This is a genomic window from Microbacterium sp. 1.5R (genome assembly GCF_007667425.1).
GTDB lineage: Bacteria > Actinomycetota > Actinomycetes > Actinomycetales > Microbacteriaceae > Microbacterium.
This window is the reverse complement of the sequence record NZ_VDRC01000002.1, coordinates 699,616-724,979: the sequence shown is the minus strand read 5'-3', so window position 1 is coordinate 724,979 and position 25,364 is coordinate 699,616. Positions and strand designations below refer to the sequence as shown.

Genomic DNA, 25,364 nt, shown 5'->3' with positions numbered 1-25,364 from the left:
GGCGTACGGGGACGATCAGTGCATCAGGGGTTCACGTGCGGGTCTTGCAGAGTTGCAATGGGGCCAGATTCACGAAACTACGTGGAGCCCTCCGCTCGGTTCCCCACTGTACCACCACGGACGTCGACGGCGAGCAGGAGCGCGTCCCACGGGGTGTCGGTGGTCGTCGCGGCGAGCTCGGCGGCCTCCTGACGGCTGCCCGGACCGTCCGCGAGGACGAGCACGCTCGGCCCGGCTCCCGAGACGACGGCCGCGAAGCCGGCGGCTCGGAGCGCCTGCACGAGACGCTGCGTCTCGGGCATTGCCTCGGCACGGTAGTCCTGGTGGAGGCGGTCGGCCGTGGCATCCAGCAGCAGTTCGGGGCTCTGCATGAGCGCCGCGATCAGCAGCGCAGACCTCGACACGTTGAACACGGCGTCCGCGGTCGACACCTGCGGCGGCTGCAGCGAACGGGCCTTCGACGTCGACATCGTGTACGACGGCACGAGCACGAGCGGCGACACGCCTCGATGCACGAGCAGCTTCTTGTGCTGGGGTCCCCGTTCGCCCACCCACGCGATCGTGAGACCGCCGAAGAGGGCGGGGGCGACGTTGTCGGGGTGGCCCTCGATCTCCGTCGCGAGGCGCAGCATGTCGGCATCCGCGATCGCGACGTCTCCCTCGAGCAGGCCCTTCGCCGCGAGGATGCCGGCGGTCACCGCCGCTCCGGACGAGCCGAGCCCGCGACCGTGCGGCACGCCGTTCTCGGCGACGATGCGCAGACCGGGCATGTCGCGCGCGACATCGGCGTAGACGTGGGCGATGGTGCGGACGATGAGGTTCGACGCGTCGCGCGGGATCTCCTCCGCACCGGATCCGGACACCTGGATCTCGAGCTCGCCCGCAGGGAGCTCGGTGACCGAGAGGGTGTCGTAGATGCTCAGCGCGAGGCCGAGGGTGTCGAAGCCGGGACCGAGGTTCGCGCTGGTCGCGGGGACCGTCACCTCGACGGTGCGCCCGAGCCCCATCGTCACTCGCCCTCGACGCGCAGCACCGAGACCACGCCCTCCACCACGGCGCTCTCGGCGAGAGCGTCGACGGTGGCGCTCAGCGCCTGCTCGGTCGCACGATGGGTGCCGATGACGAGACGGGCGGTCGGCTCGGCCTCCCCCTCGACGGTCTGCACGACCGTCGCCACGGAGACGCCGCCGTCGCTGAGGGTCCCGGCGACGGTGGCGAGGACACCGGGGGCGTCGCTGACCTCGAGGGTGATCTGGTAGCGGGTGGTGACGTGGCCGATCGGCACGATCGGCAGGTTGGCCCGGGTCGACTCCCCCACTCCGACGCCGCCGGCGATGTGGCGACGCGCCGCGGAGACGACGTCCCCGAGCACGGCCGACGCAGTCTGCACGCCGCCGGCGCCCGCGCCGTAGAACATCAGCGAACCGGCTGCCTCGGCCTCGACGAACACGGCGTTGTTCGCACCGTGCACCGATGCGAGCGGGTGCGACTGCGGGACGAGGGCCGGGTACACGCGGACGGAGATCGATTCGGAGCCGTCGGCCTCGAGGCGCTCGCAGACCGCGAGCAGCTTGATGACGAACCCGGCGGAACGGGCCTCGTCGATCATCGACGCGGTGATCGACGTGATGCCCTCGCGATGCACGGCGTCGAGCGGGACGGCGGTGTGGAAGGCGAGACTCGCGAGGATCGCGGCCTTCTGCGCGGCGTCGTATCCCTCGACGTCCGCCGTGGGGTCGGCCTCGGCGTACCCGAGACGCTGGGCGTCGGCGAGCACCTCGGCGAAGTCGGCGCCCTCGGTCTCCATCCGGTCGAGGATGTAGTTGGTGGTGCCGTTCACGATGCCCATGATCCGCACCACTCGGTCACCGGCGAGAGAGTCGCGCAGCGGACGGATGATCGGGATGGCGCCGGCTGCCGCTGCCTCGTAGTAGACCGAGGCGCCGACGCGGTCGGCGGCTTCGAAGAGTTCCGGACCGTGCGTGGCGAGCAGGGCCTTGTTCGCGGTGACGACGTCGGCTCCGGAGCCGATCGCCTGCAGGATGCTCGTGCGCGCTGGCTCGATGCCGCCGATCAGCTCGATCACGATGTCGGCGCCGAGGACGAGCGACTCCGCGTCGGTCGTGAACAGCTCCTTCGGCAGATCGACGTCACGAGGGGCGTCGACGTCGCGCACGGCGATACCAGCCAGCTCGAGCGCGGCGCCCGCGCGGTCGGCGAGCTCGTCGCCGTGCCGCAGCAGAAGGGCGGCGACCTGCGAGCCGACCGCTCCTGCGCCCAGCAGCGCCACCCGAAGTCGTCGGTACTCAGTCGTCATTGCTTCTCCTTCGGAGGATGGATCGGTGATGCTGTGTGTCGTCCGACGCGGTGCCGGTCACGCACGCTCGGCGTCCGCCGAGGGGATCCCGGCGTCGCGGGACAGGATGTCGGCGATCGTCTCGCCCCGCACGATCACCGTGGACCGACCGTCGCGCACGGCGACGATCGGGGGTCGGGGCACGTGGTTGTAGTTGCTCGCGAGCGACGCGCAGTAGGCGCCGGTCACCGGCACGGCCAGCAGGTCGCCCGGTACGACGTCGTCGGGGAGATACTCGTGTTCGACGACGATGTCGCCGGATTCGCAGTGCTTGCCGACGACGCGGCTGAGCTGCGGGGCGCCCACCCCTTCACGCGAAGCCAGACGAGCGGAGAACTGCGCACCGTACAGTGCGGGGCGCGCGTTGTCGCTCATCCCCCCGTCGACGCTGAGATAGCGCCGGACGACGTCGGACCCCAGCTCGACGTCCTTGGTCGTGCCGACCTCGTAGAGCGTGACGCCCGCGGTGCCGACGATCGCGCGCCCCGGCTCGAACGAGAGAGCCGGCATCGGGATGCCGCGCGCGGCGCACCCCTCGGCCACGGCCGCGACGATCTCGGCGGCCAGGGTCTCGATGGGGGTCGGGTCGTCGACGCGCGTGTAGGCGATGCCGAAGCCGCCGCCGAGGTTGAGCAGGGGCACCGGGCCGCCCTCGAGCAGCGACGCGTGCAGCTCGAGGACTCGTGATGCCGACTCGCGGAACCCGGCGACGCCGAAGATCTGCGAGCCGATGTGGCAGTGCAGCCCGGCGAAGTCCAGACCGTCGATCTCGCGGATGCGCGCGACGGCCTCCTCGGCCTCGGCGAGCGGGAAGCCGAACTTCTGGTCCTCGTGCGCCGTCGCGAGGAACTCGTGCGTCTCGGCGTGCACCCCGCTGATGACGCGCACCAGAACGCGCTGCGTCGAGTCGGTGCGTGCCACGATCGCCGCGAGGCGCTCGATCTCGATCGCGCTGTCGACGATGATCGTGCCGATGCCCACCTCGACGGCGCGTTCGAGCTCGGCCACCGACTTGTTGTTGCCGTGGAAGCCGAGTGACGCAGGGGCGACACCCGCCGCGAGGGCGACCTCGAGCTCGCCGCCGGTGCACACGTCGATGCGGAGTCCCTCGTCGACGACCCAGCGGGCCACGGAGGTGCACAGGAACGCCTTGCCCGCGTAGTACACCTGAGCGGTCGTGCCGTTGTCGGCGGCCGCTCGGTCGAACGCGATGCGGAAGGAACGGGCCCGGGCGCGGACCTGGTCCTCGTCGATCACGAGCAGCGGGGTGCCGTAGGTCTGCGCGAGGGCGGTGGCCGGAATCCCGGCGAGAGTGATCGCACCGTCGCCGTCACGGGCCGCCGACGCCGGCCAGACCTCCGTCGCGAGATCGTTGGCGTCGTCGGGGGCGACGAGCCATTCCGGGGCGGGCGAGTCGGCAGGGGAAAGCAAGGATCACCAATCGTGGGGCGGGTCTCGGGCCGGAGCGGGCACGGCGAGTTGACCCCGATTCTAGGGCACCCTCCATGCCGCGCCCGTCATGGGACTCTCCGCGTCAACCCCTTGGGAGCCCTGCTCCAGGGCTCATAGGGTGAACACGTGACGAGTTCAGAGACCCCTGCCCCTGACGACGCCCGGCCCGGGTTCATCCAGCGCGTGAGCGCGGGCGCCATCCGATGGGCGCTGCAGCGACGCGCCGTGCGGTCGTTCCTCCTCTACTCCGAGCGACGAGGCCCGATGCTCGCGGACAGCGTGACGTACCGCGCTCTGTTCAGCGTCTTCGCGGCCGTGCTGCTCGGGTTCTCGATCGCCGCGCTGTGGCTCGCAGGCAACCCGGATGCCTGGAGGGCCATCATCGATGCCGTGCAGTCGGTCGTTCCCGGCCTCATCGGCGAGGGCGGCGTGATCAACCCGGACGACCTGCGTGAGCCGATCTCACTCTCGGTAGCGGGCATCGTCTCCGCGGTCGCCCTGCTGGGTTCGGCGCTGGCGGCGGTGGGCTCGCTCCGCACCGCCATCCGCGTCGTCGCGGGCACGTCGCACGACGACGTCCTGTTCATCTGGGTGATGCTGCGCAACCTCCTGCTCGCCATCGGCATCGGCGGTCTCTTCGTCACCGCGGCCGGCGTCACGTTCGTGAGCCGGATCGGGATCTCGTGGATCTCCGGGCTGCTGGGGATCGCCGACGACTCGGCCGCCGCGACGTGGATCATCGGGATCGCCTCGGTGCTGATCGTCTTCGCGCTCGACACCGTGCTGATCGCCGGGGTCTTCCGGGTCCTCTCCGGTGTGAAGGCGTCGGCGAAATCGCTGTGGACCGGTGCGATCGTGGGCGGCGCAGGCCTCGTCGTGCTGCAGCAGCTGTCGAGCCTCTTCGTCGGCGGCGCCACGAGCAACCCGTTGCTCGCCTCTTTCGCCTCGCTGCTGGCGCTGCTCATCTGGCTCAACCTGTCGACCCAAGTCATCCTCATCTCGAGCGCGTTCATCGTCACTTCCGAGGAGGAGCGCCATGACCGGGTCCGTGCGCGTTTCGGCGCGACGACCTTCCCGCAGCGCCGCGTGCAGCGGGCGGAGGTCGACGTGGCGATCGCGACGGCCGAGCTGCGCAGGGCGCAGGAAGCCGAGCGCGAGGCGCGCTGACCGACCGGAGGGCCGGGTGTCAGCCGCGCGGGCAGACGCCGTTGTCGAGCAGGGTGGCGTCGGTGGCGATCGCGCCGTCGACGTCCACATCGATCACCGCTTCGCTTCCGTCGATCTGCAGCCCGGTGATCGTGATCCCGGCCGGCAGCTGATCGGCGATGCACACACGCTGCGTCCTGGTGATGTCCTCTCCGAGGGATCCCAGGGACGAGCCGACCTGATCGGCGTCCACCTGCAGTCCGCCGATCGTGAGTCCGACCGGCGTCAGCTCGAGGTCGCCCTCCGCCACTCCTGGCGTGACCGTGAGGGAGACCGGGATCGCGATGCCGAGCACCGTGACGGATCCCGAGACGGTCGCGTTCGGCGCGTCCAGGGTGACCTCGTCGACGGGCAGGTCGGTACGCCCCACCAGGGTCGTGAACTGCGACTCGTCGATGCGGATGGTGCCGTCGGCGCCCGCGAGATCACCGCCGCGCAGCGGCACGCCGGATGCGGTGACGTCCACCGCGCCGGTGATGCCCTGGAGCGTGACGGAATCGGTCGAGAGGTGAAGGGTGTCGAGGCGCCCGCCGATGAGCTGCGGGAGCAGGATGCCGTCGGCCTCGACCTCCATCTGCTGGTCGGTCGGGAGATCGAGCTGCTCGATGACGAGCGAGCGGACGACGCCGGGGAGCACGGCGCGAGCGATGAACTCCGCGGCGACGACGAGCAGAGCCAGCACCACCACGACGATCACGAGCACCCAGGGCCAGCGGCGACGACGACGCGGCGCGACCGCTGCATCCGTCCCGTCCGCTCCGCCGGGGATCACGAGCGTCGGATGCTGCGAGTCGGCCTCCGGGTACGGCAGGGTGTGGTTGTCGTCGCTCATGCTGCCATCCTGCCGTATATCGGAGGACGGCCGACCGGTGTCACATGCGTTCCGGCGCGGAGACTCCGAGCAGCTGCAGGCCGTTGCGGAGCACCTGCCCCGTCGCGTCGTTGAGCCACAGCCGCGTGCGGTGCACGCTCTCGACCGGGTCGTCCCCCAGCGGGATCACGCGGCAGTTGTCGTACCAGCGGTGGTAGAGGCCGGCGAGCTCCTCGAGGTAACGAGCCACACGGTGCGGCTCGCGCACCTCCGCGGCGAACGCCACGACGCGCGGGAACTCCTGCAGCGCGCCGAGCAGGGCGCCCTCGGTCTCGTGCGTGAGGGTCTCGGGAGCGAAGTCCGACCGGTCGACGCCCGAGTCGGCGGCGTTCCGGCCGACGTTGTGCGTGCGAGCGTGGGCGTACTGCACGTAGAAGACCGGATTGTCGTTGCTGCGCTTCTGCAGCAGCTCGGGGTCCAGAGCGAGCGGCGAGTCGGCGGGCGAACGCTCGAGCGAGTAGCGCAGCGCATCCGTCCCGAGCCATTCGCGCAGGTCGTCCATCTCGATGATGTTCCCGGCGCGCTTGCTGAGGCGAGCGCCGCCGATCGAGACGAGCTGACCGATGAGCACCTCGACGTTCTTCGCGGGGTCCTCCCCTGCCGCACCGGCGATCGCCTTCAGACGGTGCACGTAGCCGTGGTGGTCGGCACCGAGCAGGTAGAGCTTGTACTCGAAGCCGCGGTCGCCCTTGTCGAGGTAGTAGGCGGCGTCCGCCGCGAAGTAGGTGTATTCGCCGTTAGAGCGACGGATCACGCGGTCCTTATCGTCTCCGAAGTCGGTGGTGCGCACCCAGACGGCGCCCTCTTCGTCGAAGACGTGTCCCTGCTCGCGCAGCCGGTCGACCGCACGGTCGACGAGGCTGAGACCGCTCGCATCCTTCGCGTGCAGACGGCGCTCCGAGAACCAGACGTCGAACTCGACGTTGAACTTCGCGAGCGATTCCTTCTGCTCCGCGAGCTGGAACTCGTAGGCGAGCTCGCGCGTCACGAGCACCTGCTCGTCGTCTGCGAGCTCGAGCAGATCGGGGCGCGCGGCCAGCACCCGGGCGGCGAGGTCGCCGATGTAGCTTCCGGCGTACCCGCCCTCCGGGGTCGGCTCGCCCTTGGCGGCTGCGAGCACGGAATGCGCGAAGCGCTCCATCTGCACGCCCGCGTCGTTGATGTAGTACTCGCGGGCGACCGTCGCACCCGAGGCTTCGAGCACCCGGGCGATCGCGTCGCCGAGCGCCGCCCAGCGCGTGTGCCCTATGTGCAGTGGGCCGGTGGGGTTCGCGCTGACGAACTCGATGTTGATGCTCTGACCGGCCTGCGAGTCGTTCGTGCCGTAGGCGGTGCCTGCATCGACGATGACCTTCGCGAGCGCGCCGGCAGCCGCAGCACCGAGGCGGATGTTGATGAATCCGGGACCCGCCACCTCGGCGCTCTCGACGCCTTCGACGCGGGCCAGACCGTCGGCGATCTGCTGGGCGAGCTCACGGGGGTTCGTGCCCAGCTGCTTCGCGAGGCGCATCGCGATGTTCGACGCCCAGTCACCATGCTCGCGGTTGCGCGGGCGCTCGAAGACGATGTCGGCCGCGGCGACGGGAAGCGACTCGCCGGGGCGTCGTTCCTCGGCGATCGGTGCGAGGACGGCGAGGAGGGCTTCGGCGAGCGTTTTAGGAGTCATAGAGCTCCCAGTTTACGGCGCGTCGCACGATCGAATTTGCGCCGGACGGAACGTGATCTACAGTCATGCCATGCAGCCCGCCTCCGCCCGTCGTCGCCTGCCCGTCGCAGGGGTCGTCGTCGCCGTCATCCTCGCGGTCGCGGCCGTCGCTCTCGGGGTGTGGCGACCATGGACCGGAACGCCGTCGACGGACCCCATCGGCGCTGCCCCTGCGGGCGATGACGTCGTCGCTGTCGCCCCCGCTCCGCTGGCGCTGCCCGAGCACCCCACCGTGCTCGTGTTCGGCGATTCGTGGACGTACGGATCCGCCGCGACCGTGCCGACGGAGGGATACGCCTACGTGCTCGCCGACCTGCTCGACGGCGAGACGATCGTGAACGGCGTGCGTGGGAGCGGCTACCTGAAACCGGGCATAGACGGCCCGGCCTTCGGCGAGCGCATCGCCGCTCTCGACCCCGCACTCGACCCGGACCTGATCATCCTGCAGGGCTCCATCAACGATCGGAAGCAGGGCGCCGCCGGATACCGGGATGCCGTGAATGCGGCGTGGGACGCCATGGCCGCGAAGTACCCGGCGGCCACCATCGTGATCCTCGGCCCCGCTCCGCACGAGCTCCCCGTCGGCGCCGGCACCGCCCGCATCGACAGCGACCTGTCGGAGCTCGCCGCCGCACGTGGGTGGTGGTACATCTCCCCCGTCTCCCAGAACTGGATCACCGACCAGAACTACCTCTCGGTCATCGACGTGGAGGTCGGGCGCAAGCATCCGTCCACCGACGGGCACCGGTACCTCGCCGAGAAGGTGGCCGCGGCGTTGTCCGAACTCGGCGACGCGCCCGTGACGGAGGCCGGGTCGGAGCCCACCGCCGAGCAGTGATATCGTCGTTCGGTACGCCTCCGTAGCTCAGTGGATAGAGCGCCGGTTTCCGGTACCGTAGGTCGCAGGTTCGACTCCTGTCGGGGGCACGGAACACCACGACAAGACCCCGCCCATTCGGGCGGGGTCTTCGTCGTCCACGTGCACTTCTCGAGTTCCGAGATCCACGGACGGGCGAGAACGCGATCCCCGGGTCCCGGTCACTGCATCTGCTGCTGCATATCAGTCGAGGTTGTCGCGGGCCCAGAGCGCCGCGCTCGTGCGGTCGGCCACTCCGATCTGCCGGAACACGCTGCCGAGATGCGCCTTCACCGTGCGCTCGGCGATGCCGAGAGAGGCGGCGATCTGCTTGTTCGCGAGCCCCTCGGCGACGAGACGCAGGACCTCGCGCTCGCGGACGCTCAGCCCCGATGCCGGTCGATCCGCCGAGAGGAGGACGCCGGCGATACGCGGATCGAGGGGCGCGTGACCTGCATGCACCGAGCGCACCGCGGCACGGAGGTCGGCGGGCTCGGCATCCTTCAGCTGATAACCCGTGGCGCCGGCGTCGATCGCCCGCCGCACCCGATCGCGCTCGGTGAACGAGGTGAGGACGAGAACGCGGGTTCCTGCGACCTCCTCCCGCACGGCCTTCGTCGCCTCGATTCCGTCCATGACCGGCATCGACAGATCCATCACGACGACGTCGGGGCGCAGCTCCGCCGCGAGACGCACCGCTTCGGCTCCGGTGGCTGCGGCACCCACCACCGAGATGTCGCCGTCGGCGGCGAGCACCGAGGCGAGGCCCTCGCGGACCATCGCATGGTCGTCCACGACGAGCACTGTGATCATGAGGGATCCTCCATCCTTGCGGACAGCATCGGCAGGCGCAGACGCCATCGCGTGCCCCGTCCGGGCGACGTGGCCACCGACAGCTCGGCGCGACCCTGCCGCGCGAGGTCTCGGAGCACAGTGGTGCCCAGGTGCCCGCCCCGTGGTGGCCGGTCGAGGATCGACGGGTCGAACCCGGCTCCATCGTCGACGACATCGAGGATCGCCTCGTCGCCCTCGACGTGGAGCCGGATGACGACGCGGCACGGCACCGCGTGGGTCACCGCGTTGCGCAGAGTCTCCTGGGCGACCCGATAGATCAGCTGCTCGTCCCCCGCCGACAGCTCGGGCGGGGGTGACGGCAGGTCCAGCTCGACATCGGCGGAGCGACTGCGTGCGGTCGCGGCGAGGTCGTGCAGGGCGTGGGACAGGCCGGCGGCCGCGAGTCCGGGCGGATAGATGTCCATCAGCAGCGACCGCAGCACACGCACGTTGCCACGGACGGCCGCCGCGACGGAGCGCAAGCGGTCGGCGGCCGCGTCGTCGCCGGAGCGGACGGAGGCGTCCGCCGCGCTCTCGGCGGCGAAGCTCGTGGCGACGAGTTCCTGCACCGGCCCGTCGTGGAGGGTTCCGGCGACCCGGCGACGCTCGGCATCCGACGCGTCGACCGCGTGCTGGAGCAGATCGGCGCGCCGCGATTCCTCGGCATTCAGGCGGCGTAGCAGGCCCCAGACGATCGGCGCGGTGAGCACGATGAGCAGGAGAAGACTGCTCGTCGTGACGCCGGCGAAGCCGCGCCAGAGATCGGCCGAGCGCGTCGCGACCGGCTCGTACGGCAGGTACACCTCGAACAGCAGCTGACGTCCGTCGGGTGCCCACACCGGGCGATACACCTCGAGCAGGCGGGAGCCCGATTCGAAGACGTTCTCCTCCTCATCGAGGTCGGAGACGGACGCGCGCGTCGACGGGTTCTCCAACGCCTCCCGCTGCGCCTCGTCGAGCTCGAACGTGCGTCCGATCAACTGCGCCTCGTCGGCGTACAGCACGGTGCCGTCGGGTTCCCAGATCTTGACCCTCACCACGTCGTCGCCGAGCACCTGTGCGCGCACGACAGCGTCGAACTCCTCGACCGACGCCGGGTCGCCGTCCGCGAACGCGTCAGTGAGATGCGGCTGGATGACGGCATCCGCGAGGACGTCGGTCACGGTCGCGGCGTCGTTCACCGCCTCCCGCTCGGCGAGCCACTGCGCCGCCCACGCCGCGAGCAGCCCGACGACGACGAGCACCGCCGCGAGGCCGACGGCCAACCGCACGACGATCGCGCGGGTGGTCGCCCGTGGCCGGGGAGCGACCGCGCTCGTCGGCGCGGTCACCAGGGTCTTCCACGGCACCGGCGCGTCGTCGTTCGGGACGCTCGTCACTCAGTCGTCCCCGCCGTGTCCGCCGTGGTCGTCGCCACCGTGTCCGCCGTGGTCGTCGCTGTCGTCGTCTCCGCCGTGGTCGTCGCCACCGCTCCCGCCTCGGTCGTCACCTGGTTCGGTGCGCTCGTCGCGCGGCACGTCGCCGCCGCGATCGTCCGCCGTCGGAGCAGGTGCGGGGACGGTGCCGCCCTGCACGTCGCGATCGTCACCGGGTTCGGTGCGCTCGTCGCGGGGCACGTCGCCGCCGTGATCGTCGACGCCCGGCGACGACGAGGGGGTCGCGGTCGGGCCCGGAGCGACGGTCGGCGCGGGCGACGAGACCTGACCGGACGTCGGCACGCGCACCGGCACCGACTGCGCGAACGACGCGTTGCCCCACAGACCGATCACCGCGGGCATCGCGACGAGGAGGAGCGCACCCGCGCTCCAGAGAATCCGCTTCTTCATCATGGTCGACCTCGCATCCATTGTGTCCTGCGTCCGGCACTCGGAGAAGCACGCGGGTCCGGCAGGTTCGCTCCAGACTCGCCTGCTCCGCCGAGGCGCACCATCGGACCTTGGTCGTAGTACCTCTCCGTCGGGCACGGGTACTACGACCATGGTCCGATTGCCGGTGCTCCGGTCTTGGCCGGATCGTGGACGCATCGATTCCCACCGAAAGAGGTAACCCCGATGCATCACATCCCCGTGAGGCGCCGCGCCGCGGTGCTCGCCACCGCACTCGTCGCAGCATCCGCTCTCCTGCTCACCGCCGCACCCGCCCAGGCGAAGACCTCGGCGACCGGCGGCGACTACGCGGTCACCGTCAACGGCACCACCTACAACCCCGCCGCAGGCAGGGACATCAAGCTCCAGAACCTCGCCGTCAGCGGACCGGTGTCGGTCGCCGGTCGACACAACCGCTTCACGATCGACCCCGCGACGCTCGGGGTGTACGACTACACGCTCACGGGTGCCTCGGACTCGCAGCGCATGGTCACGACGCCGACCGTCGTCTTCGCCTCGAAGGTTCCGACCCTCACCCCCGCCCAGCTCTCGGGGGTGCGCCTGTCGAAGCTCGAGGTCAAGGACGACTCGGTGGTCGCGATCTTCAGCACCTCCGCCGGCAAGCTGAAGGTGCAGGCCAAGGACGGGGCTCAGGGTGGGATCTTCCAGATGGAGCCCGAGTTCGCGGCGCCGGTCGAGATCGTCCACACGCTGGGCACCGGCCTCTTCTACTTCGTGAACTCGTACACCGGCAAGATCAACTTCGGCGACGGGAAGGATGCCGTGGCCTCCGGCGCGAACGCCCACCAGATGCTGCTCGGCAAGGACAGCCCGCAGGTCGCCACCAAGACCTTCCAGTCGGGCACCGTGACGAAGTGGGTCGTGCAGTCCGGAGGCCGCATGGGCGGCGTCCTCGGCGAGGACGCGATCGAGCTCTCCGCCGGAGCGACGAACTGCACGAGCCAGTGCCAGGCGCAGAACCGCATCAACGGCTCGTTGCCCGTCCCTCCGAACCCCGTGAACCCCACACCGATCGGCTGACCCTCCCGGCCGAGAGGCGGACCCTCGCACCTGCGGGGGTCCGCCTTCGCGTCGCCGGGAACGCGCGCCCGGTCAGCCGCGCGGACGGTGGGCGCGGCGGGCGAGGGCGTCGGCGGCCCGCACGAGCGCGAGGTGCGAGAAGGCCTGCGGAGTGTTGCCGAGCTGTCTGCCGGCGGCGACGTCGTACTCCTCGGACAGCATCCCGACATCGTTCGCGAGCCCGCACAGGCGCTCCATGAGCGCCTCAGCCTCGTCCGTGCGCTCTGTGCACGCGTACTGCTCGACCAGCCAGAACGAGCACGCGAGGAACGCGCCCTCGGTGCCGGCCAGACCGTCGACCCCCGTCGTGGTGCGGTAGCGATGGACGAGCCCGCCGTGCATCAGCGTCTGCTCGATGCGCCCCACCGTCGCGAGCATGCGAGCGTCATCGGGGGTGCAGAAGCCGACCTGCGGGAGCAGAAGCAGCGACGCGTCGACTTCGTCGGTGTCGTAGTGCTGCACGAAGTGGCCGTCGACGACACCACGGGCGTCGATCTCGTCTCGCAGGCGGTCGCGGAGCTCGCGCCATCGGTCGGCAGGCCCGTCTAGTCCGTCCTCCTCGACGGCACGGACCGCCCGGTCGAACGCCGCCCAGATCATGACGCGCGAGTGTGTGAAGAAGCGCGGTTCTCCCCTGATCTCCCAGAGCCCCTGGTCTCGCCGCTCGATCTGCTCCGAGGCGAAGCGCAGCAGCTGCCGCTCGAGCGCCCACGAGAACGCCGACTCGGCGACGCCGGCTGCGCGCGCCGCAGACAGCGTCACGATCACCTCGCCCACGACATCCGCCTGGTACTGGGTGGAGGCGCCGTTGCCGAGGCGCACGGGGCGCGACCCCTCGAAACCGGGCAGGTGGCCGAGCTCACGCTCGGCGATGTCGCGTTCACCCGCCGGCCCGTACATGATCTGCAGATCACCCGGGTCACCGGCGACGGCGCGCAGCAGCCACGTGCGCCACGCGTCGGCGAGGTGCAGGAACCCGTGACCGACGAGGGCCTCGAGCGTCAGCGCCGCATCGCGGAGCCACACGTAGCGGTAGTCCCAGTTGCGTTCGCCGCCGATCTCCTCCGGGAGCCCCATCGTGGCCGCGGCCGCGATGCCTCCCGTCTCATGGTTCGACAGCGCGCGCAGGATGAGCAGCGAACGGACCACCTCATCGCGATGCGGTCCCTCGTGCGAGATCTGCGTCGCCCAGTCCCGCCACCATGCCACCGTCTCGACATGCGCCTGCCCGACATCGAGCGGCTCCGGCACGTCGAGATAGGACGGGAACCAGGTGAGCTGCAGATCGCGGACCTCCCCGGCGCGGACGACGACCTCGCCGCGGTGCTCGTGGTCGACCGATGCGAGCGACGCTCCGCGCACCGCGACCGCGTCGGGGCCGGCCATCGCGACGAGGCAGGGCGCATCGGCGGTGCCCAGTTGACGCAGCCACGGCATGGCCCGTGCATAGTCGAACCGAAGGGTCAGATGCTGGGTGAACGACATCTCCCCCGCGACGCCGACCACGCGACGCACGAGATCGGTGCGCAGGATCGCGGACTCGGGATCGGGACCCACGGGCATGAAGTCGTGCACCTCGGCGATCGCATCGCCGTGCCGCCACCGCGTCACGAGCACGAAGGTGTCGCCGTCGTAGTGCCGACTGCTCACGGCATCCGCCTCCGTCGGCCGCAGCTCCCAGCGACCGTGGCTCTCATCGCCGAGCAGAGCGGCGAACACCGACGGCGAGTCGAGTCGCGGCAGGCAGAGCCAGTCGATGCTCCCCCCTCGGGACACGAGGGCGGTCGTCCGACAGCTGCTGAGAAGGGCGTAGTCCTCGATCCGTTCCGGCACGGACCGTAGTGTGTCACGATTCCAGGCCGGGAGGCCACGGGGTGGCGCAGGGACACAGCCGATGCATACTCTCGTCGGCATGACCGGTTCGCCATGCACCCTCCTCATCCTCGGCGCCTCGGGTGATCTCACCTCGCGCCTGCTGCTGCCCTCGCTCGGATCCCTCCTCACCCGGGAGCCCGGTCGCACCGTGACCGTCCGCGGGGCGGGCGTCGAGGACTGGGACGCCGCGCGCTGGCAGAAGACGGTGCAGGATGCCGTCGGCGCGCCGGTCGAGGACGGCACCGTGACCGTCGGCGACTACACCGCGCTGGACGTGACCGACCCGCACGACATCGGCGCGCTCGTGAAGACCCTCTCACCCCGCACCGTGCTGTACTTCGCGCTGCCCCCCGCCGTGACGCGCAAGGCCATCGAGGCGCTGCAGGGCGCGAAGCTGCCCGACGGCGTGGTGCTGGCGATGGAGAAGCCCTTCGGCGACGACGCGGCGAGCGCCAGGTCGCTCAACGAGGCACTCGTGGCGCTGGTGCCCGAGAACCGCATCTTCCGCGTCGACCACTTCCTCGGGCGCTCGATGCTGCTGAACCTGCTCGGTCTGCGACTCGCCAACCGCATGTGGGATCCGGTGTGGTCGGCCGAGCACATCGATTCGGTGCTGATCCGCTTCGACGAGAGCCTCGCGCTCGAGAACCGCGCACGCTATTACGACCACGCCGGCGCCATGATCGACATGATCCAGAGCCACCTGCTGCAGGTGCTCGGACTCATGGCCATGGAGCCCCCCGCGACCCTGGGCGAGCGCGACCTGCGCGACGCGAAGGCCGCAGCGCTGCGTGCGACGCACGTGTGGCGCAACGACCCCGAGAAGGCCTCGTTCCGTGCGCGATACACCGCGGGGCGGGTGGGCGACCGCGACATCCCCTCGTACGCCGACGAGGAGGGCGTCGACCCGTCGCTGGGCACCGAGACCCTCGCCGAGGTGGTCTTCGAGGTGGCGAACGAGCGCTGGGCCGGGGTGCCGTTCGTGCTGCGCTCCGGCAAGGCGCTCCCGGCGAAGCGCTCGGAGGTGGTGGTGACCTTCCGTCCGGTGCGGCATCTGCCGGAGGGGCTCCGCAACGCACCGCGCGACGGCGGCCGACTCACCTTCGCGCTGGGGCCCGACCGGATGACCCTGGGCGTGCACGTGACGAGCGGCGACGAGCCGTTCGACCTCCGCGAGGAGGATCTCGTCGCCGAGCTCGGCCAGGGCCAGCAGCGGTCGTACGAGGAGGTCCTCGACGAGCTGCTCGACGGCGACGTCACTCTGTCGGTGCGCGACGACGAGGCCGAGGAGTGCTGGCGCATCCTGCAGCCGATCCGCGATGCCTGGGCGGCGGGCGCGGTGCCTCTGCAGGAGTACGCGGCGGGCACGGACGGGCCCGACGGGTGGCCGAGTGCCGCGGGGTTCGCGCCGCGCGACACCACCGCAGCCGCCGGGGCCGAGGCGGCGACCGAGACGTCATCCGACGGCGACACGCCCGCCTGATGCGACGCGCCCGCGTCGGCGCGGGCTCTCGGGCGGCAACGGCGAGAATGGAGAGCATGTCCTCGAACCCGCGCCGACGGCTGCTCTCCTCGATGCGACGGATCCTGCACACCGATCCGTCGGCCGTGGCCTACACCGAGGCGCTGCCCGTGATCGACGAACGCACGGTGCCGCGCGTCCTCGACCTCGCGACCCGGATCGGGGAGTCCATGTTCGCCGTCGGGGCGTCGGCGCACGAGGTCACGCTGGCGATCATCCGCGTGTGCGAGGCCTACGGGTTGCGCGGGGTGCAGGTCGACGTGACCTACAACTCGATCACGGTGTCGTTCCACCTGAGCGGCGAGGTCTGGCCCGAGACCCTGGTGCGCGTGGTGCGGGTGGCCGCACCCGACCATTCCAAACTCCAGCGCGTGCAGGCGCTCGTCGCCGACATCGACGACGGTCTCGACCTCGAATCGGCCAGGTCGACGTTCCGCGCCATCAGACGGCTGCCGTTCCGCTATCAGCAGCCCGTCGTCATCGTCGCGCGCGCTCTGCTCGCGGTGGGCGTCAGCATCCTTCTCGGCGCCTCCCCGCTCATCGTGGGGCTGACGTTCGTCGCAGCGCTGTGCGCCGCGATCACCCAGGCGGCGCTCGCCCGCATCCGGGTGCCGCTGTTCTTCAGTCAGATCGCCGGAGGCTTCGTCACCACCGTCGTGGCGGTGATCGTGTCGGCCCTGGGCGCGGCGGGCATCGGGCCGTTCGTCGGCATCCGCCCCTCGATCATCGTCGCGTCCGGCATCGTGCTGATGCTGGCCGGGCTCACGGTGGTGGGGGCGGCGCAGGACGCGATCGACGGCTTCGCACTGACAGCCGGCGGGCGCATCCTCGATCTGACGATGCAGACGCTCGGCGTGGTGATCGGCATCCTCGTCGGTCTCGAGCTGGGCAGCCTGCTCGGGTTCACCATGGACCTGCCGGACGACCCCGCACCGTTCGGCCCGCTGATCGCGGTGTTCGCCGGGGCGATCATCATCGCCGTGGCCGTGGCGGTCTTCAACGGGGCCGGGCTGCGGATCATCCTCGTGAGCGCCCTTCTGAGCGCGATCACGATCGCCGGGTACACGCTCGCCACGTCGGTGAACGTGCACCCGGCGGCGGCGAGCGCCGTGGGGGCTCTGCTGGCGAGCTTCGTCGGCGTGCTCATCGCCCACAATCTCCATGTGCCGTCGGTGGCGGTGACGACGGCCGCGATCGTGCCGCTCGTGCCTGGTGTGGCGGTGTTCCAGGGGCTGTTGGAGATGGTGCACGCCGGCGGCACGGCCTCAGGCGTCATGGGGGCGGGCAATTCGCTGATCGATGCCGCCGTGATCGGCATCGGTCTCGCCTCGGGCGCCTCGCTCGGTCTCTACCTCGGCACCCCGGTGCGCGCGACGCTGAGCAGCGTCACCAAGACCCGCGCTCGGTTGCGCCGCTGACCATCCTCTGAATCGGATGGGAATCAGCGCCTGCGTATAGATTGTGCACAATTTAGTTGTGTACGATACTTCCATGGCCGTGACCGATGAGATGGTGTGCTTCTCGCTGTACTCCGCCGCCCGCGCGACCACGCAGGCGTACCGCTCGCTGCTCGCACCCTGGGGACTCACGTATCCGCAGTACCTCGTGCTCGCGATCCTCTGGAACGAGGGCGAACAGAGCATCGGCGCACTCGGAGAGGCGATGCAGCTGGACTCCGGCACGCTGTCGCCACTGGTGCGTCGACTGGAGCAGGCAGGGTACGTCACCCGCGCGCGCGGCGTCGATGACGAGCGCGTCGTGCTCGTGCGCCTCACCGACGCAGGGACAGCGCTGCGCGCCGAGGTCGCCCCTGCCCGAGCCACCGTCGCCGAGCTCGCCGGCATGGCCGATCCCGCGCACCGCCGGCGCCTCATCACCGAACTCCGCGAGCTCACGGCGCTCCTCCAGGGCGTGACCGACCGCGAGGATGCCGCGGCTCCGCGCCGCTGACGCCGCGGCCGACCCCTGACACCTCCCGCAGACCGCACCACAGGAAAGGAGTCCACACGATGGACGCTCTCTACACCGCCGAGGCACTCGCCACCGGAGCAGGACGCGACGGTCGCGTCGTCACTCAGGAGGGCGCGCTCGCCCTCGACCTCGCCATCCCGAAGGCGATGGGAGGCAGCGGCGCCGGGGCCAACCCCGAACAGCTGTTCGCCGCCGGCTACGCCGCGTGCTTCCACTCCGCCCTCCAATCCGTCGCCCGCACCCAGAAGGTCGCGATCGCCGACTCCTCGGTCGGCGCCCGCGTGCACATCGGGTCGAACGGCCAGGGCGGCTTCGGCCTCGCCGTCGAGCTCGAGGTCGTCATCCCCGGCCTCCCCCACGACGAGGCGCAGGCCCTCGCCGACGCCGCCCACCAGGTCTGCCCCTACTCGAACGCGACGCGCGGCAACATCGACGTCGCGATCACCGTGTCGGACGACTGACCCCGTCACCCGGCTCCCACCCACACATCCCACAAGGAGAAACCCATGCGCGCCCTCATCCACCACGCCTTCGGCGAACCAGAAGACGTCCTCTCCGTCGAGGAGCGACCGACCCCCGACCCCGGGCCGGGGCAGGTGCGGCTGCGCATCGTGCTCTCGCCGATCCACAACCACGACCTGTGGACCGTCCGCGGCACCTACGGGTTCGTGCCCGAGCTCCCCGCGGCCTCCGGTACCGAGGCGCTCGGAGTCGTGGAAGCCCTGGGCGAAGGCGTCGAGCACCTCTCGGTCGGACAGCGCGTCGCGACCGGCGGCACGTTCGGGGCCTGGGCGGAGTACGTGGTGGCGAACGCCGCCGGCCTCATCCCCGTGCCGGAAGCACTGAGCGACGAGAGCGCGTCGCAGCTGGTGTCGATGCCGTTCAGCACGATCAGCCTGCTGCAGTTCCTGGGCGCCGAGGAGGGCGACTGGATCGTGCAGAACGCCGCCAACGGCGCGGTCGGCCGCATGCTGGCACAGTTGGGCGCCGCGCGGGGCGTGAATGTGATCGGGCTCGTCCGTCGCGCGGCAGGAGTCGACGAGCTGCGCGCGCAGGGCATCGACCGGGTCGTGGCCACCGACGCCGACGACTGGCGCGACCAGGTGGAGCGGATCACGGGCGGCGCTCACATCGCATTCGGCGTCGACTCCGTCGGCGGCTCGGCTGCCGGAGACGTGCTCTCGCTCGTGGGCGAGGGCGGAACGCTCGTCGCGTTCGGCGCGATGCAGTCACCGGTGATGGAGATCGCCTCCTCCGACGTCATCTTCAAGCAGGCGACCGTCAAGGGCTTCTGGGGCAGCAAGGTCATCCAGACGATGGCCGCCGAGACCCGTGGTGCACTGTTCGGCGAGCTCATCCAGCGCGTCACCGACGGCACCCTGACCCTCCCCGTCGCCGACGTCTTCGACGCCGCCGACATCGCCGACGCGGTGCGTGCGAGCACCTCCGCCGGACGCGTGGGCAAGGTGCTCCTGCGCTTCTGACCTGAATCGGGGGTCCCGCCGGCCAGGGACCCCCGACTCAGATCCGACCGCGCACGGGCGTCCGCTCCACTGCGTCACCTCGCTCGGGCATCGCCATCTCCGCGCGCACTCCGAGCAGACGCACCTCCCGGCCGGCGTCGAGCGTGGCACCCAGCACGCGGGCGGCATCGACGACGTCCTCACGTCGCACCGTCGGAGCCGCAAGTTTGCGGCCGAAGGTCTTGGTCTCGAACGGGGCGTAGCGGACCTTGAGGTGAACGCGGATCACCGGGCGTCCCTCTGCAGCGCAGTCGTCGAACGCCTGCGTCGCGAGTTCGATGAGTGCAGCCTCGACCTCCGCCGGCGTCGTGAGGTTCTGCTGGAAGGTGCTCTCCCGGCTGTGGCTGCGCGCCACCCACGGCGTGTCGTCGACCACGGCCGGTCCGATCCCCGCTCCGAGCCCGTGGTACCAGACGCCCATCCGCGGCCCGAATTCCGCGATCAGCTCGGACTCGTCCGCGTCGGCCAGGTCTCGGACCGTGTCGATGCCGTGCGCGGCCAGCCTCTTCTGCACCTTGGGCCCGACGCCCCAGAGCTCGCGCGTCGAGCGCTCCCCCATCACCTCGAACCAGTTCGCCTCGGTCAGGCGGAAGACACCGCGTGGCTTGCCGAACTCGGTGGCGATCTTGGCCCGCACCTTGTTGTCGCCGATCCCGACCGAGCAGTGCAACTCCGTGGCCTCGAGCACTGCCGTCTGCGCGGCGCGTGCGACCAGATCGGGGTCGTCCGTCGAGACGCCGAGGAAGCACTCGTCCCATTCGATGACCTCGAGAACGACGCCGGGGAGCGCGCGCAGCGTCTCCATCACCTGCGTCGAGGCCGATTCGTAGGCCTCATGGTCGACGGGCAGGAAGACGGCGTCTTCCGGCGCCTTGCGCGCAGCGATCTTCAATGGCATCCCCGACCCGATGCCGAATGCCCTGGCCTCGTACGACGCGGTCGACACCACGGCCCTCTCGGTCGGGTCGCCGCGCCCGCCCACGATCACAGGGACACCCGCGAGTTCGGGACGCCGCAGCACCTCGACGGCGGCGATGAACTGGTCCATGTCCACGTGCAGCACCCAGTCGGCCATGGAACGAGTGTGGCGGTGGGCTGCCGCGATGTCATCCCCCTTGCGGGGATCCGCGCCCCGGGTGTCAGCCGATCGCGACGGCGATGGCCGTCGCGAGCACCGCGAGCAGCGGGAGCGTCCCCTGCATGGCCGCGGCACGCGCCTTGCTGCGATCCGACAGCACGAGCACCAGCGCGGCGGCGACCATCATCCCGGTGCCCGCGAACACGAGGGTGAGGCCCACGGTCGGCGCACCCACGATCACGAGTCCGATGCCGAGCAGCGTCATCAGGGCGAGGAAGAGGTTGTAGAACCCCTGGTTGAAGGCCAGCGCCTTCATGGTGACCGCGTCCGCCTCGCTCGGCACGCCGAAGATCTTGCGGGTCTCGGGCTCCGTCCACTTCAGCGACTCGAGCGCGAAGATGAAGACGTGGAAGGCGGCGGCAGCGGCTGCCAGGACGAGACCGACGATGAGCATGACTCGATCGTACCGAGCGGGCTCGTGCTAGACGAGGAAGATCGGCAGCAGACCGGGGTTGTGCGCGTGCACGAGGACGCCGAAGACGACCGCGTCGAACAGCAGGTGCACCGTGACCACATAGGCGAGCGAGTGCGTACGCAGGAAGATGAACCCCTGCAGCAGCGCGAACGGGATCGTGAGCACGGGACCCCAGGCACGGTAGCCGAGCTCCCACAGGAACGACACGAACACGATCATCTGCAGGACGTTCGCGAGCGCATCGGGGAAGTGCCGGCGCAGCAGCGCGAAGACCGTGCAGATGAAGAACAGCTCGTCCCAGATGCCGACCGCGCCGACCCCGACGAACAGCCGGGCGATGAGGTCGGGAGTGTCGACGACGGGCCAGTTCTGGTAGACGCCGCTCGTGATGAAGTAGAACGGCAGGATCAGCCAGCCGAGCACGAGCACCGCCACGAGCCAGCCCCACTGCAGTCGGCCCCAGCGTCTGCCCGAACGCCACGGGAAGCTGATCGCGCGATCGCGGAACACGAAGCGCGACACGAGATAGGGCACCGCCACCGCGCCGCCCAGAGCGAGCGTGAAGCGCAGCATCGCGAGGTTGTCGAGTTCGGCGGCGAGCGGGATGACGCTGACGATCAGCATCCCGAGCGCGATGAGCGAGAGGTCGCGGGTGAGCGACGGCTCACGGCTGACCCCGACGACGCGCGCGGTGTCGCGCCGCGACCCCGCGCTGACGACCTGGTCGGCTGCTCCGGGGCGTCTGCGCTCCAGGAGCCACGCGGAGAGGATGCCGAGGGCGAGGAGCAGCCATCCGAGCCACGGCGTCTCGAGCACGAAGAAGGCCGGAGCTGCGAGGCAGACGAGCACCGCGGGTGCGATGCCCGGCCACACGGTCGCCTCGCTCCTCACCGTGGTCACGCGCCGCGGGGCTTGCGACGATAGGCGAGGTCGCGGATGTCTCGGCCCTTCGCGATGCCCTTGCGCTCGAAGGCGGTCATGGCGCGGCCGTCGAAGCGCTCCGCCCACTCCCCCTCGAATGCGCGCTCGAAGTCGGGCTCGGCGTCGAGGACCTCGCGCATCTGCAGCGCGTAGTCCTCCCAGTCGGTCGCGAGCCGCAGCAGACCTCCGTCGCGGAGGGCCCGCGCGGCCGTGGCGCCGAAGCCCGGTCGGATCAGGCGGCGCTTGGTGTGCTTCTTCTTGTGCCACGGGTCCGAGAAGAACACCCACACCTCGGCGGCGGCCCCCTCGGGCAGGTACGACGCGAGCACCTCGGGCGCGTTGGCCTCGACGACTCGCAGGTTCCTGGCGCCCTCACGGTCGGCGTCGAGCATGGTGCGAGCGAGTCCTGCGCGGAACACCTCGACCGCGAGGAAGTCGTCGTCAGGGCGCGAGGCGGCGGCAGCGACGATCGCGTGGCCTTGTCCGGAGCCGATCTCGACGTACAGGTCGGCCTCGCGCCCGTACTCGACCGTCGGGTCGAGGCGCGCCTCCGGGTGCACCGAGGTCCATGCGACGTCGCGCGGGACGTCGAGCAGGTAGTGCGGACCGAGCTCCTCGAAGGCGCGCTCCTGCGCGTCGGACATCCGTCCGCTTCGGCGTACGAAAGACACCGGTTCATCACGGAAGGTGCGGGGTTCGGGCATGAGTCCAGGGTAGTCGGCGGCCCGGACCCCGCCGACGCGCGTCAGGATGCCGGAGCGGTCACGAAGTCGATGAGCTCCTCGACGCGGCCGAGGAGCGCCGGTTCGAGATCGCGATACGAGTGCACCTTCGACAGTATGTGCTGCCATGCCCGCGCCGTGTCGGCCTGCGTCTCGTGCGGCCAGCCGAAGGCGCGGCAGATCCCGGTCTTCCAGTCGATCCCCCGGGGGATCTCCGGCCACGCTCTGATCCCCAGGGCACGCGGTGTCACGCACTGCCAGACGTCCACGAACGGGTGCCCGACGATCTTCACGTGCCGTCCGTGCGGGCCGCGGGCGACGGCATCCGCGATCCGCGACTCCTTGGATCCGCGCACGAGATGGTCGACGAGCACGCCGTACCGCCGGTCGGCGCTCGGCGGCTCCTCGGCGAGCAGCTCGTCGAGCAGGTCGACCCCCTGCAGATACTCGACCACGACGCCCTCGACCCGGAGGTCGGCGCCCCACACCTTCTCGACGAGCTCCGCGTCATGACGCCCCTCGACGAGGATGCGGCTGGGGAGCGCGATCCGCGCCCGCTGGTCGGCGACCGCGAAGGATCCGGATGCCGTGCGCTTCGCGCTCTGCTGCGTCGCCGCCGGCGGGGTCAGCCGCACCGCCCCGCCGTCGATGAGGAAGCCGCCGCCGAGCGGGAAGAGTCGCTTGCGCCCCACCCGGTCCTCGAGCTCGACGTTCCCGCCCTGCACGCGCGTCACGGCACCGCAGAAGCCGTCGGACGCGACCTCGACCACGAGGTCGATCTCCGCAGCGACGTCGGGAACGGGCTTCTTGCCCCGGTCTCGCCACCCCGCCGCGAGCACGTCGGATCCGTACCTGTCGTCCATGCCCTCCAGCGTATGTGTCTCCGCTGAGGGCGAACGCTCATCCGCCGTCGGATGCTGTCGCGTGTCGGACTCAGTGCATAGACTCGTGCCATGGGGCTCGGCTGCCAGTCGGAGGGAACACGATGAAGAAACGGTTTCTCGCGCTGGCTGCCGCCGCTCTGACCTCGGCGCTCGTCGTCCTGAGCGCACCGGTGGCCTTCGCCACGGATCCCGTGCGGCTCGACGCCGGATACGTGACCGACGTCGCCGGCGTCCTCGATTCGAGTCGGAAGCAGCAGGTCGAGGACAGACTGGTCGAACTCGAGCAGAATTCGCCGGTCGAGCTGTTCGTCGTCTTCGTCGATGAGTTCACGTCACCGGAAGACAGCGCGGAATGGGCGGATGCCGTCGCCGACGCGAACAACATCGGCACCGAGCAGTACCTCCTGGCCATCGCCGTGGAGGGGCGCTCGTACTACATCTCCCAGCCCGCGGACGGCGGATCCCTCAGCGACGCACGCCTCGACGACATCGAGGCCAAGATCCAGCCGCAGCTCCGAGACAACGACTGGAGCGGCGCCATCATCACCGCCGCCGACGAGATCCAGGGCGACGGCGGCGCAGGGGCACTGCGAGCGACGCTCATCGTCGTCGGCATCGTCGTCCTGGCGCTTCTCGTCTGGCTCGTTATCGCGCTCGTCCGTCGCTCGCGTCGCAACGCAGCGATCCGCGCCAGAGGGGCGATGCCCGAGAAGCCTGATCCGAACGACCCGTTCTCGACTCTCACCGACGAGCAGGTGCAGACGCAGGCCGGCGCGGCGCTCGTGCAGGCCGACGACGCGATCACCTCCAGTCGCGAGGAGCTCGGCTTCGCCGTGGCCCAGTTCGGTGAGGCGGCGACGGCCGAATTCAGCGGAGCCGTCGAGACGGCGAAGGCCAAGATGTCGGAGGCGTTCGACCTCAAGCAGAAGCTCGACGACGAGATCGAGGACACGATCCACGACCGTCGCGCCTGGCACATCCGCATCATCCAGCTCTGCGACGAGATCGACGACGTGCTGGAAGACAACACCGAGGCCTTCGACGCACTGCGCGAACTGGAGCAGAACGCTCCGCGGGAGCTCGATCGCGTACGAGGCGAGCGGGCTTCGCTCGCCTCGGTGCTGGCGGGCGCTGGAGCCGCACTTGCGGGCCTCGCCGCGACCTACGATCAGCAGGCCCTCAGCACGGTGACCGACAACCCCGCCCAGGCGGCTGAGCGCGCGGCACTCGCCGACCGGTCGATCGCCGCCGCCGCACAGGCGATCGCCGAAGGCCGCACCGGAGAAGCGGCGTTCGCGATCCGCACCGCTGAGCAGTCGGTCGCCCAGGCGACGCAGTTGATCCAGGCGATCTCGGCCCTCGGAGCCGACCTCGGCCGCATCGAATCCCAGGCCCAGACGCTCATGGCCGAACTGCAGAGCGACATCGCCGCAGCGCAGCAGCTGCCGGACTCCGGCGGTACGCTCGCCGGAGTCGCGGCCGCCACCGCCCAGCAGCTGCAGCAGGCGCAGGCGAGCAGCTCCGGCACCGCCCGGAACCCGCAGCGGACGCTCGAAGCGCTCACCGCCGCCAACGCGCAGATCGACGCAGCGATCGCCCAGGGAACGCAGGCCGTGGAGCGCGCGCGCCGCGTGCAGCAGATGATGGAGCAGACCCTGGCGCAGGCCGATGCCGAGATCCGCGCGGCGCGGGAGTACATCGAGACCCGCCGTGGCACTGTCGGGTCGACGGCGCGCACCAGGCTCTCGCAGGCCGAGTCCACGCTCACCCAGGCCCTGAACCTCCGCTCGTCGGATCCCGACGCCGCGCTCACCGAGGCGGGCCGCGCTCTCGATCTCGCGCGCCAGGCCACAGCATCGGCCCAGGCCGACGTCGCCGCCATGAACCCCTCGCGCTATGAGAACGACGGCTGGGGTGGCGGCGGAGTCTTCGGCGGGGGCGGTGGCTCCGGACTGGGCGGGGACATCCTCGGCGGCATCATCGGGGGCCTTCTCTCCGGCGGCGGAGGCGGCGGCTCTTCCCGTCGCAGCAGCTGGCGCTCGAGCGGCAGCGGAGGATTCCGCAGCTCGGGCTTCGGGGGCGGAGGTCGATCCAGTGGCCGCAGCGGCCGCTCGGGAGGTCGACGCTTCTGAACCGCACACACCACGACACCCATACTTCGACGACGA

At 70.5% G+C, this 25,364-nt stretch carries 23 protein-coding genes and 1 tRNA gene; 10 read left to right on the top strand and 14 right to left on the bottom strand.

Annotated elements, in window-relative coordinates:
- Positions 1-77: 77 nt before the first annotated feature.
- The 3 genes from thrB to lysA are packed head-to-tail and all read right to left on the bottom strand — an operon-like array spanning position 78 to position 3,787.
- Entirely contained in the window at positions 78-1,007 is a 930-nt protein-coding gene (gene thrB / locus FSY98_RS14315; protein ID WP_144877757.1) for a homoserine kinase, read from the bottom strand.
- 2 nt (positions 1,008-1,009) lie between these two features.
- Complete coding sequence (locus FSY98_RS14310; protein ID WP_144877308.1) at positions 1,010-2,317, bottom strand: homoserine dehydrogenase; 1,308 nt, start codon at positions 2,315-2,317, stop codon at positions 1,010-1,012.
- Positions 2,318-2,374: 57 nt separating this feature from the next.
- On the bottom strand, positions 2,375-3,787 hold the full coding sequence (gene lysA / locus FSY98_RS14305; RefSeq protein WP_144877307.1) for a diaminopimelate decarboxylase: 1,413 nt from the start codon (positions 3,785-3,787) through the stop codon (positions 2,375-2,377).
- A gap of 147 nt (positions 3,788-3,934) precedes the next feature.
- Here lysA and FSY98_RS14300 point away from each other — a divergent pair, with 147 nt between their 5' ends.
- Positions 3,935-4,975: a YihY/virulence factor BrkB family protein gene (locus tag FSY98_RS14300; protein ID WP_186307699.1), complete on the top strand. Its 1,041-nt coding sequence runs from the start codon at positions 3,935-3,937 to the stop codon at positions 4,973-4,975.
- A 19-nt stretch (positions 4,976-4,994) separates the two neighbouring features.
- On the opposite strand, the gene FSY98_RS14295 is transcribed toward FSY98_RS14300, so the two are convergent.
- Both FSY98_RS14295 and argS read right to left on the bottom strand, forming a co-directional pair.
- Entirely contained in the window at positions 4,995-5,846 is an 852-nt protein-coding gene (locus FSY98_RS14295; RefSeq protein ID WP_144877306.1) for a DUF2993 domain-containing protein, read from the bottom strand.
- A gap of 40 nt (positions 5,847-5,886) precedes the next feature.
- Complete coding sequence (gene argS, locus FSY98_RS14290) at positions 5,887-7,551, bottom strand: arginine--tRNA ligase (RefSeq protein WP_144877305.1); 1,665 nt, start codon at positions 7,549-7,551, stop codon at positions 5,887-5,889.
- A 70-nt stretch (positions 7,552-7,621) separates the two neighbouring features.
- On the opposite strand from argS, the gene FSY98_RS14285 reads away from it, so the two are divergent.
- Entirely contained in the window at positions 7,622-8,428 is an 807-nt protein-coding gene (locus FSY98_RS14285) for an SGNH/GDSL hydrolase family protein (protein ID WP_144877304.1), read from the top strand.
- Between the two features lie 16 nt (positions 8,429-8,444).
- Positions 8,445-8,517: transfer RNA gene (locus FSY98_RS14280), tRNA-Arg, on the top strand.
- Positions 8,518-8,650: 133 nt separating this feature from the next.
- Here FSY98_RS14280 and FSY98_RS14275 read toward each other — a convergent pair.
- The 3 genes from FSY98_RS14275 to FSY98_RS14265 are packed head-to-tail and all read right to left on the bottom strand — an operon-like array spanning position 8,651 to position 11,106.
- The gene (locus FSY98_RS14275; RefSeq protein ID WP_144877303.1) at positions 8,651-9,259 is read right to left on the bottom strand and encodes a response regulator transcription factor; all 609 of its coding nucleotides are present in this window, start codon (positions 9,257-9,259) and stop codon (positions 8,651-8,653) included.
- Positions 9,256-10,659: a sensor histidine kinase gene (locus tag FSY98_RS14270; RefSeq protein WP_144877302.1), complete on the bottom strand. Its 1,404-nt coding sequence runs from the start codon at positions 10,657-10,659 to the stop codon at positions 9,256-9,258. The genes FSY98_RS14275 and FSY98_RS14270 overlap by 4 nt, the downstream gene beginning before the upstream one ends.
- On the bottom strand, positions 10,660-11,106 hold the full coding sequence (locus FSY98_RS14265; protein ID WP_144877301.1) for a hypothetical protein: 447 nt from the start codon (positions 11,104-11,106) through the stop codon (positions 10,660-10,662). It abuts the gene before it with no gap.
- Positions 11,107-11,331: 225 nt separating this feature from the next.
- On the opposite strand from FSY98_RS14265, the gene FSY98_RS14260 reads away from it, so the two are divergent.
- Positions 11,332-12,186, top strand: a complete 855-nt coding sequence (locus FSY98_RS14260) for a hypothetical protein (protein ID WP_222119174.1) — start codon at positions 11,332-11,334, stop codon at positions 12,184-12,186.
- Positions 12,187-12,258: 72 nt separating this feature from the next.
- Here the strand turns inward: FSY98_RS14260 and FSY98_RS14255 are convergent, their stop codons facing one another.
- A complete protein-coding gene (locus FSY98_RS14255; protein ID WP_260857434.1) occupies positions 12,259-14,058 on the bottom strand; it encodes a glycoside hydrolase family 15 protein in 1,800 nt (599 codons plus the stop codon).
- Between the two features lie 79 nt (positions 14,059-14,137).
- On the opposite strand from FSY98_RS14255, the gene FSY98_RS14250 reads away from it, so the two are divergent.
- From FSY98_RS14250 to FSY98_RS14230, 5 genes are all read left to right on the top strand, one after another.
- On the top strand, positions 14,138-15,583 hold the full coding sequence (locus tag FSY98_RS14250) for a glucose-6-phosphate dehydrogenase (protein WP_144877299.1): 1,446 nt from the start codon (positions 14,138-14,140) through the stop codon (positions 15,581-15,583).
- Positions 15,584-15,639: 56 nt separating this feature from the next.
- On the top strand, positions 15,640-17,040 hold the full coding sequence (locus tag FSY98_RS14245) for a threonine/serine exporter ThrE family protein (RefSeq protein WP_144877298.1): 1,401 nt from the start codon (positions 15,640-15,642) through the stop codon (positions 17,038-17,040).
- Between the two features lie 73 nt (positions 17,041-17,113).
- Positions 17,114-17,572 (top strand): MarR family winged helix-turn-helix transcriptional regulator, encoded by a 459-nt coding sequence (locus FSY98_RS14240; protein WP_186307698.1) that lies wholly within the window; start codon positions 17,114-17,116, stop codon positions 17,570-17,572.
- 59 nt (positions 17,573-17,631) lie between these two features.
- Positions 17,632-18,054 carry an organic hydroperoxide resistance protein gene (locus tag FSY98_RS14235; RefSeq protein ID WP_144877297.1) on the top strand — a complete coding sequence of 141 codons (423 nt, stop codon included), beginning with the start codon at positions 17,632-17,634 and terminating at the stop codon, positions 18,052-18,054.
- Between the two features lie 45 nt (positions 18,055-18,099).
- Complete coding sequence (locus FSY98_RS14230) at positions 18,100-19,077, top strand: zinc-binding dehydrogenase (protein ID WP_144877296.1); 978 nt, start codon at positions 18,100-18,102, stop codon at positions 19,075-19,077.
- Positions 19,078-19,114: 37 nt separating this feature from the next.
- Here FSY98_RS14230 and FSY98_RS14225 read toward each other — a convergent pair whose 3' ends face one another.
- The 5 genes from FSY98_RS14225 to FSY98_RS14205 all read right to left on the bottom strand — a co-directional run bounded on the left by FSY98_RS14225 (position 19,115) and on the right by FSY98_RS14205 (position 23,175).
- Entirely contained in the window at positions 19,115-20,191 is a 1,077-nt protein-coding gene (locus tag FSY98_RS14225) for a DNA polymerase IV (protein ID WP_186307697.1), read from the bottom strand.
- Between the two features lie 64 nt (positions 20,192-20,255).
- Entirely contained in the window at positions 20,256-20,648 is a 393-nt protein-coding gene (locus FSY98_RS14220) for a DUF1304 domain-containing protein (protein ID WP_144877295.1), read from the bottom strand.
- A 27-nt stretch (positions 20,649-20,675) separates the two neighbouring features.
- On the bottom strand, positions 20,676-21,569 hold the full coding sequence (locus FSY98_RS14215; protein ID WP_144877294.1) for a CPBP family intramembrane glutamic endopeptidase: 894 nt from the start codon (positions 21,567-21,569) through the stop codon (positions 20,676-20,678).
- Positions 21,566-22,294: a tRNA (guanosine(46)-N7)-methyltransferase TrmB gene (trmB, locus tag FSY98_RS14210; protein WP_144877293.1), complete on the bottom strand. Its 729-nt coding sequence runs from the start codon at positions 22,292-22,294 to the stop codon at positions 21,566-21,568. The genes FSY98_RS14215 and trmB overlap by 4 nt, the downstream gene beginning before the upstream one ends.
- Before the next feature lie 41 nt (positions 22,295-22,335).
- Positions 22,336-23,175 carry a DUF3097 domain-containing protein gene (locus FSY98_RS14205; protein ID WP_144877292.1) on the bottom strand — a complete coding sequence of 280 codons (840 nt, stop codon included), beginning with the start codon at positions 23,173-23,175 and terminating at the stop codon, positions 22,336-22,338.
- 122 nt (positions 23,176-23,297) lie between these two features.
- Here FSY98_RS14205 and FSY98_RS14200 point away from each other — a divergent pair, with 122 nt between their 5' ends.
- Positions 23,298-25,328, top strand: a complete 2,031-nt coding sequence (locus tag FSY98_RS14200; RefSeq protein WP_144877291.1) for a TPM domain-containing protein — start codon at positions 23,298-23,300, stop codon at positions 25,326-25,328.
- Positions 25,329-25,364 lie beyond the last annotated feature (36 nt).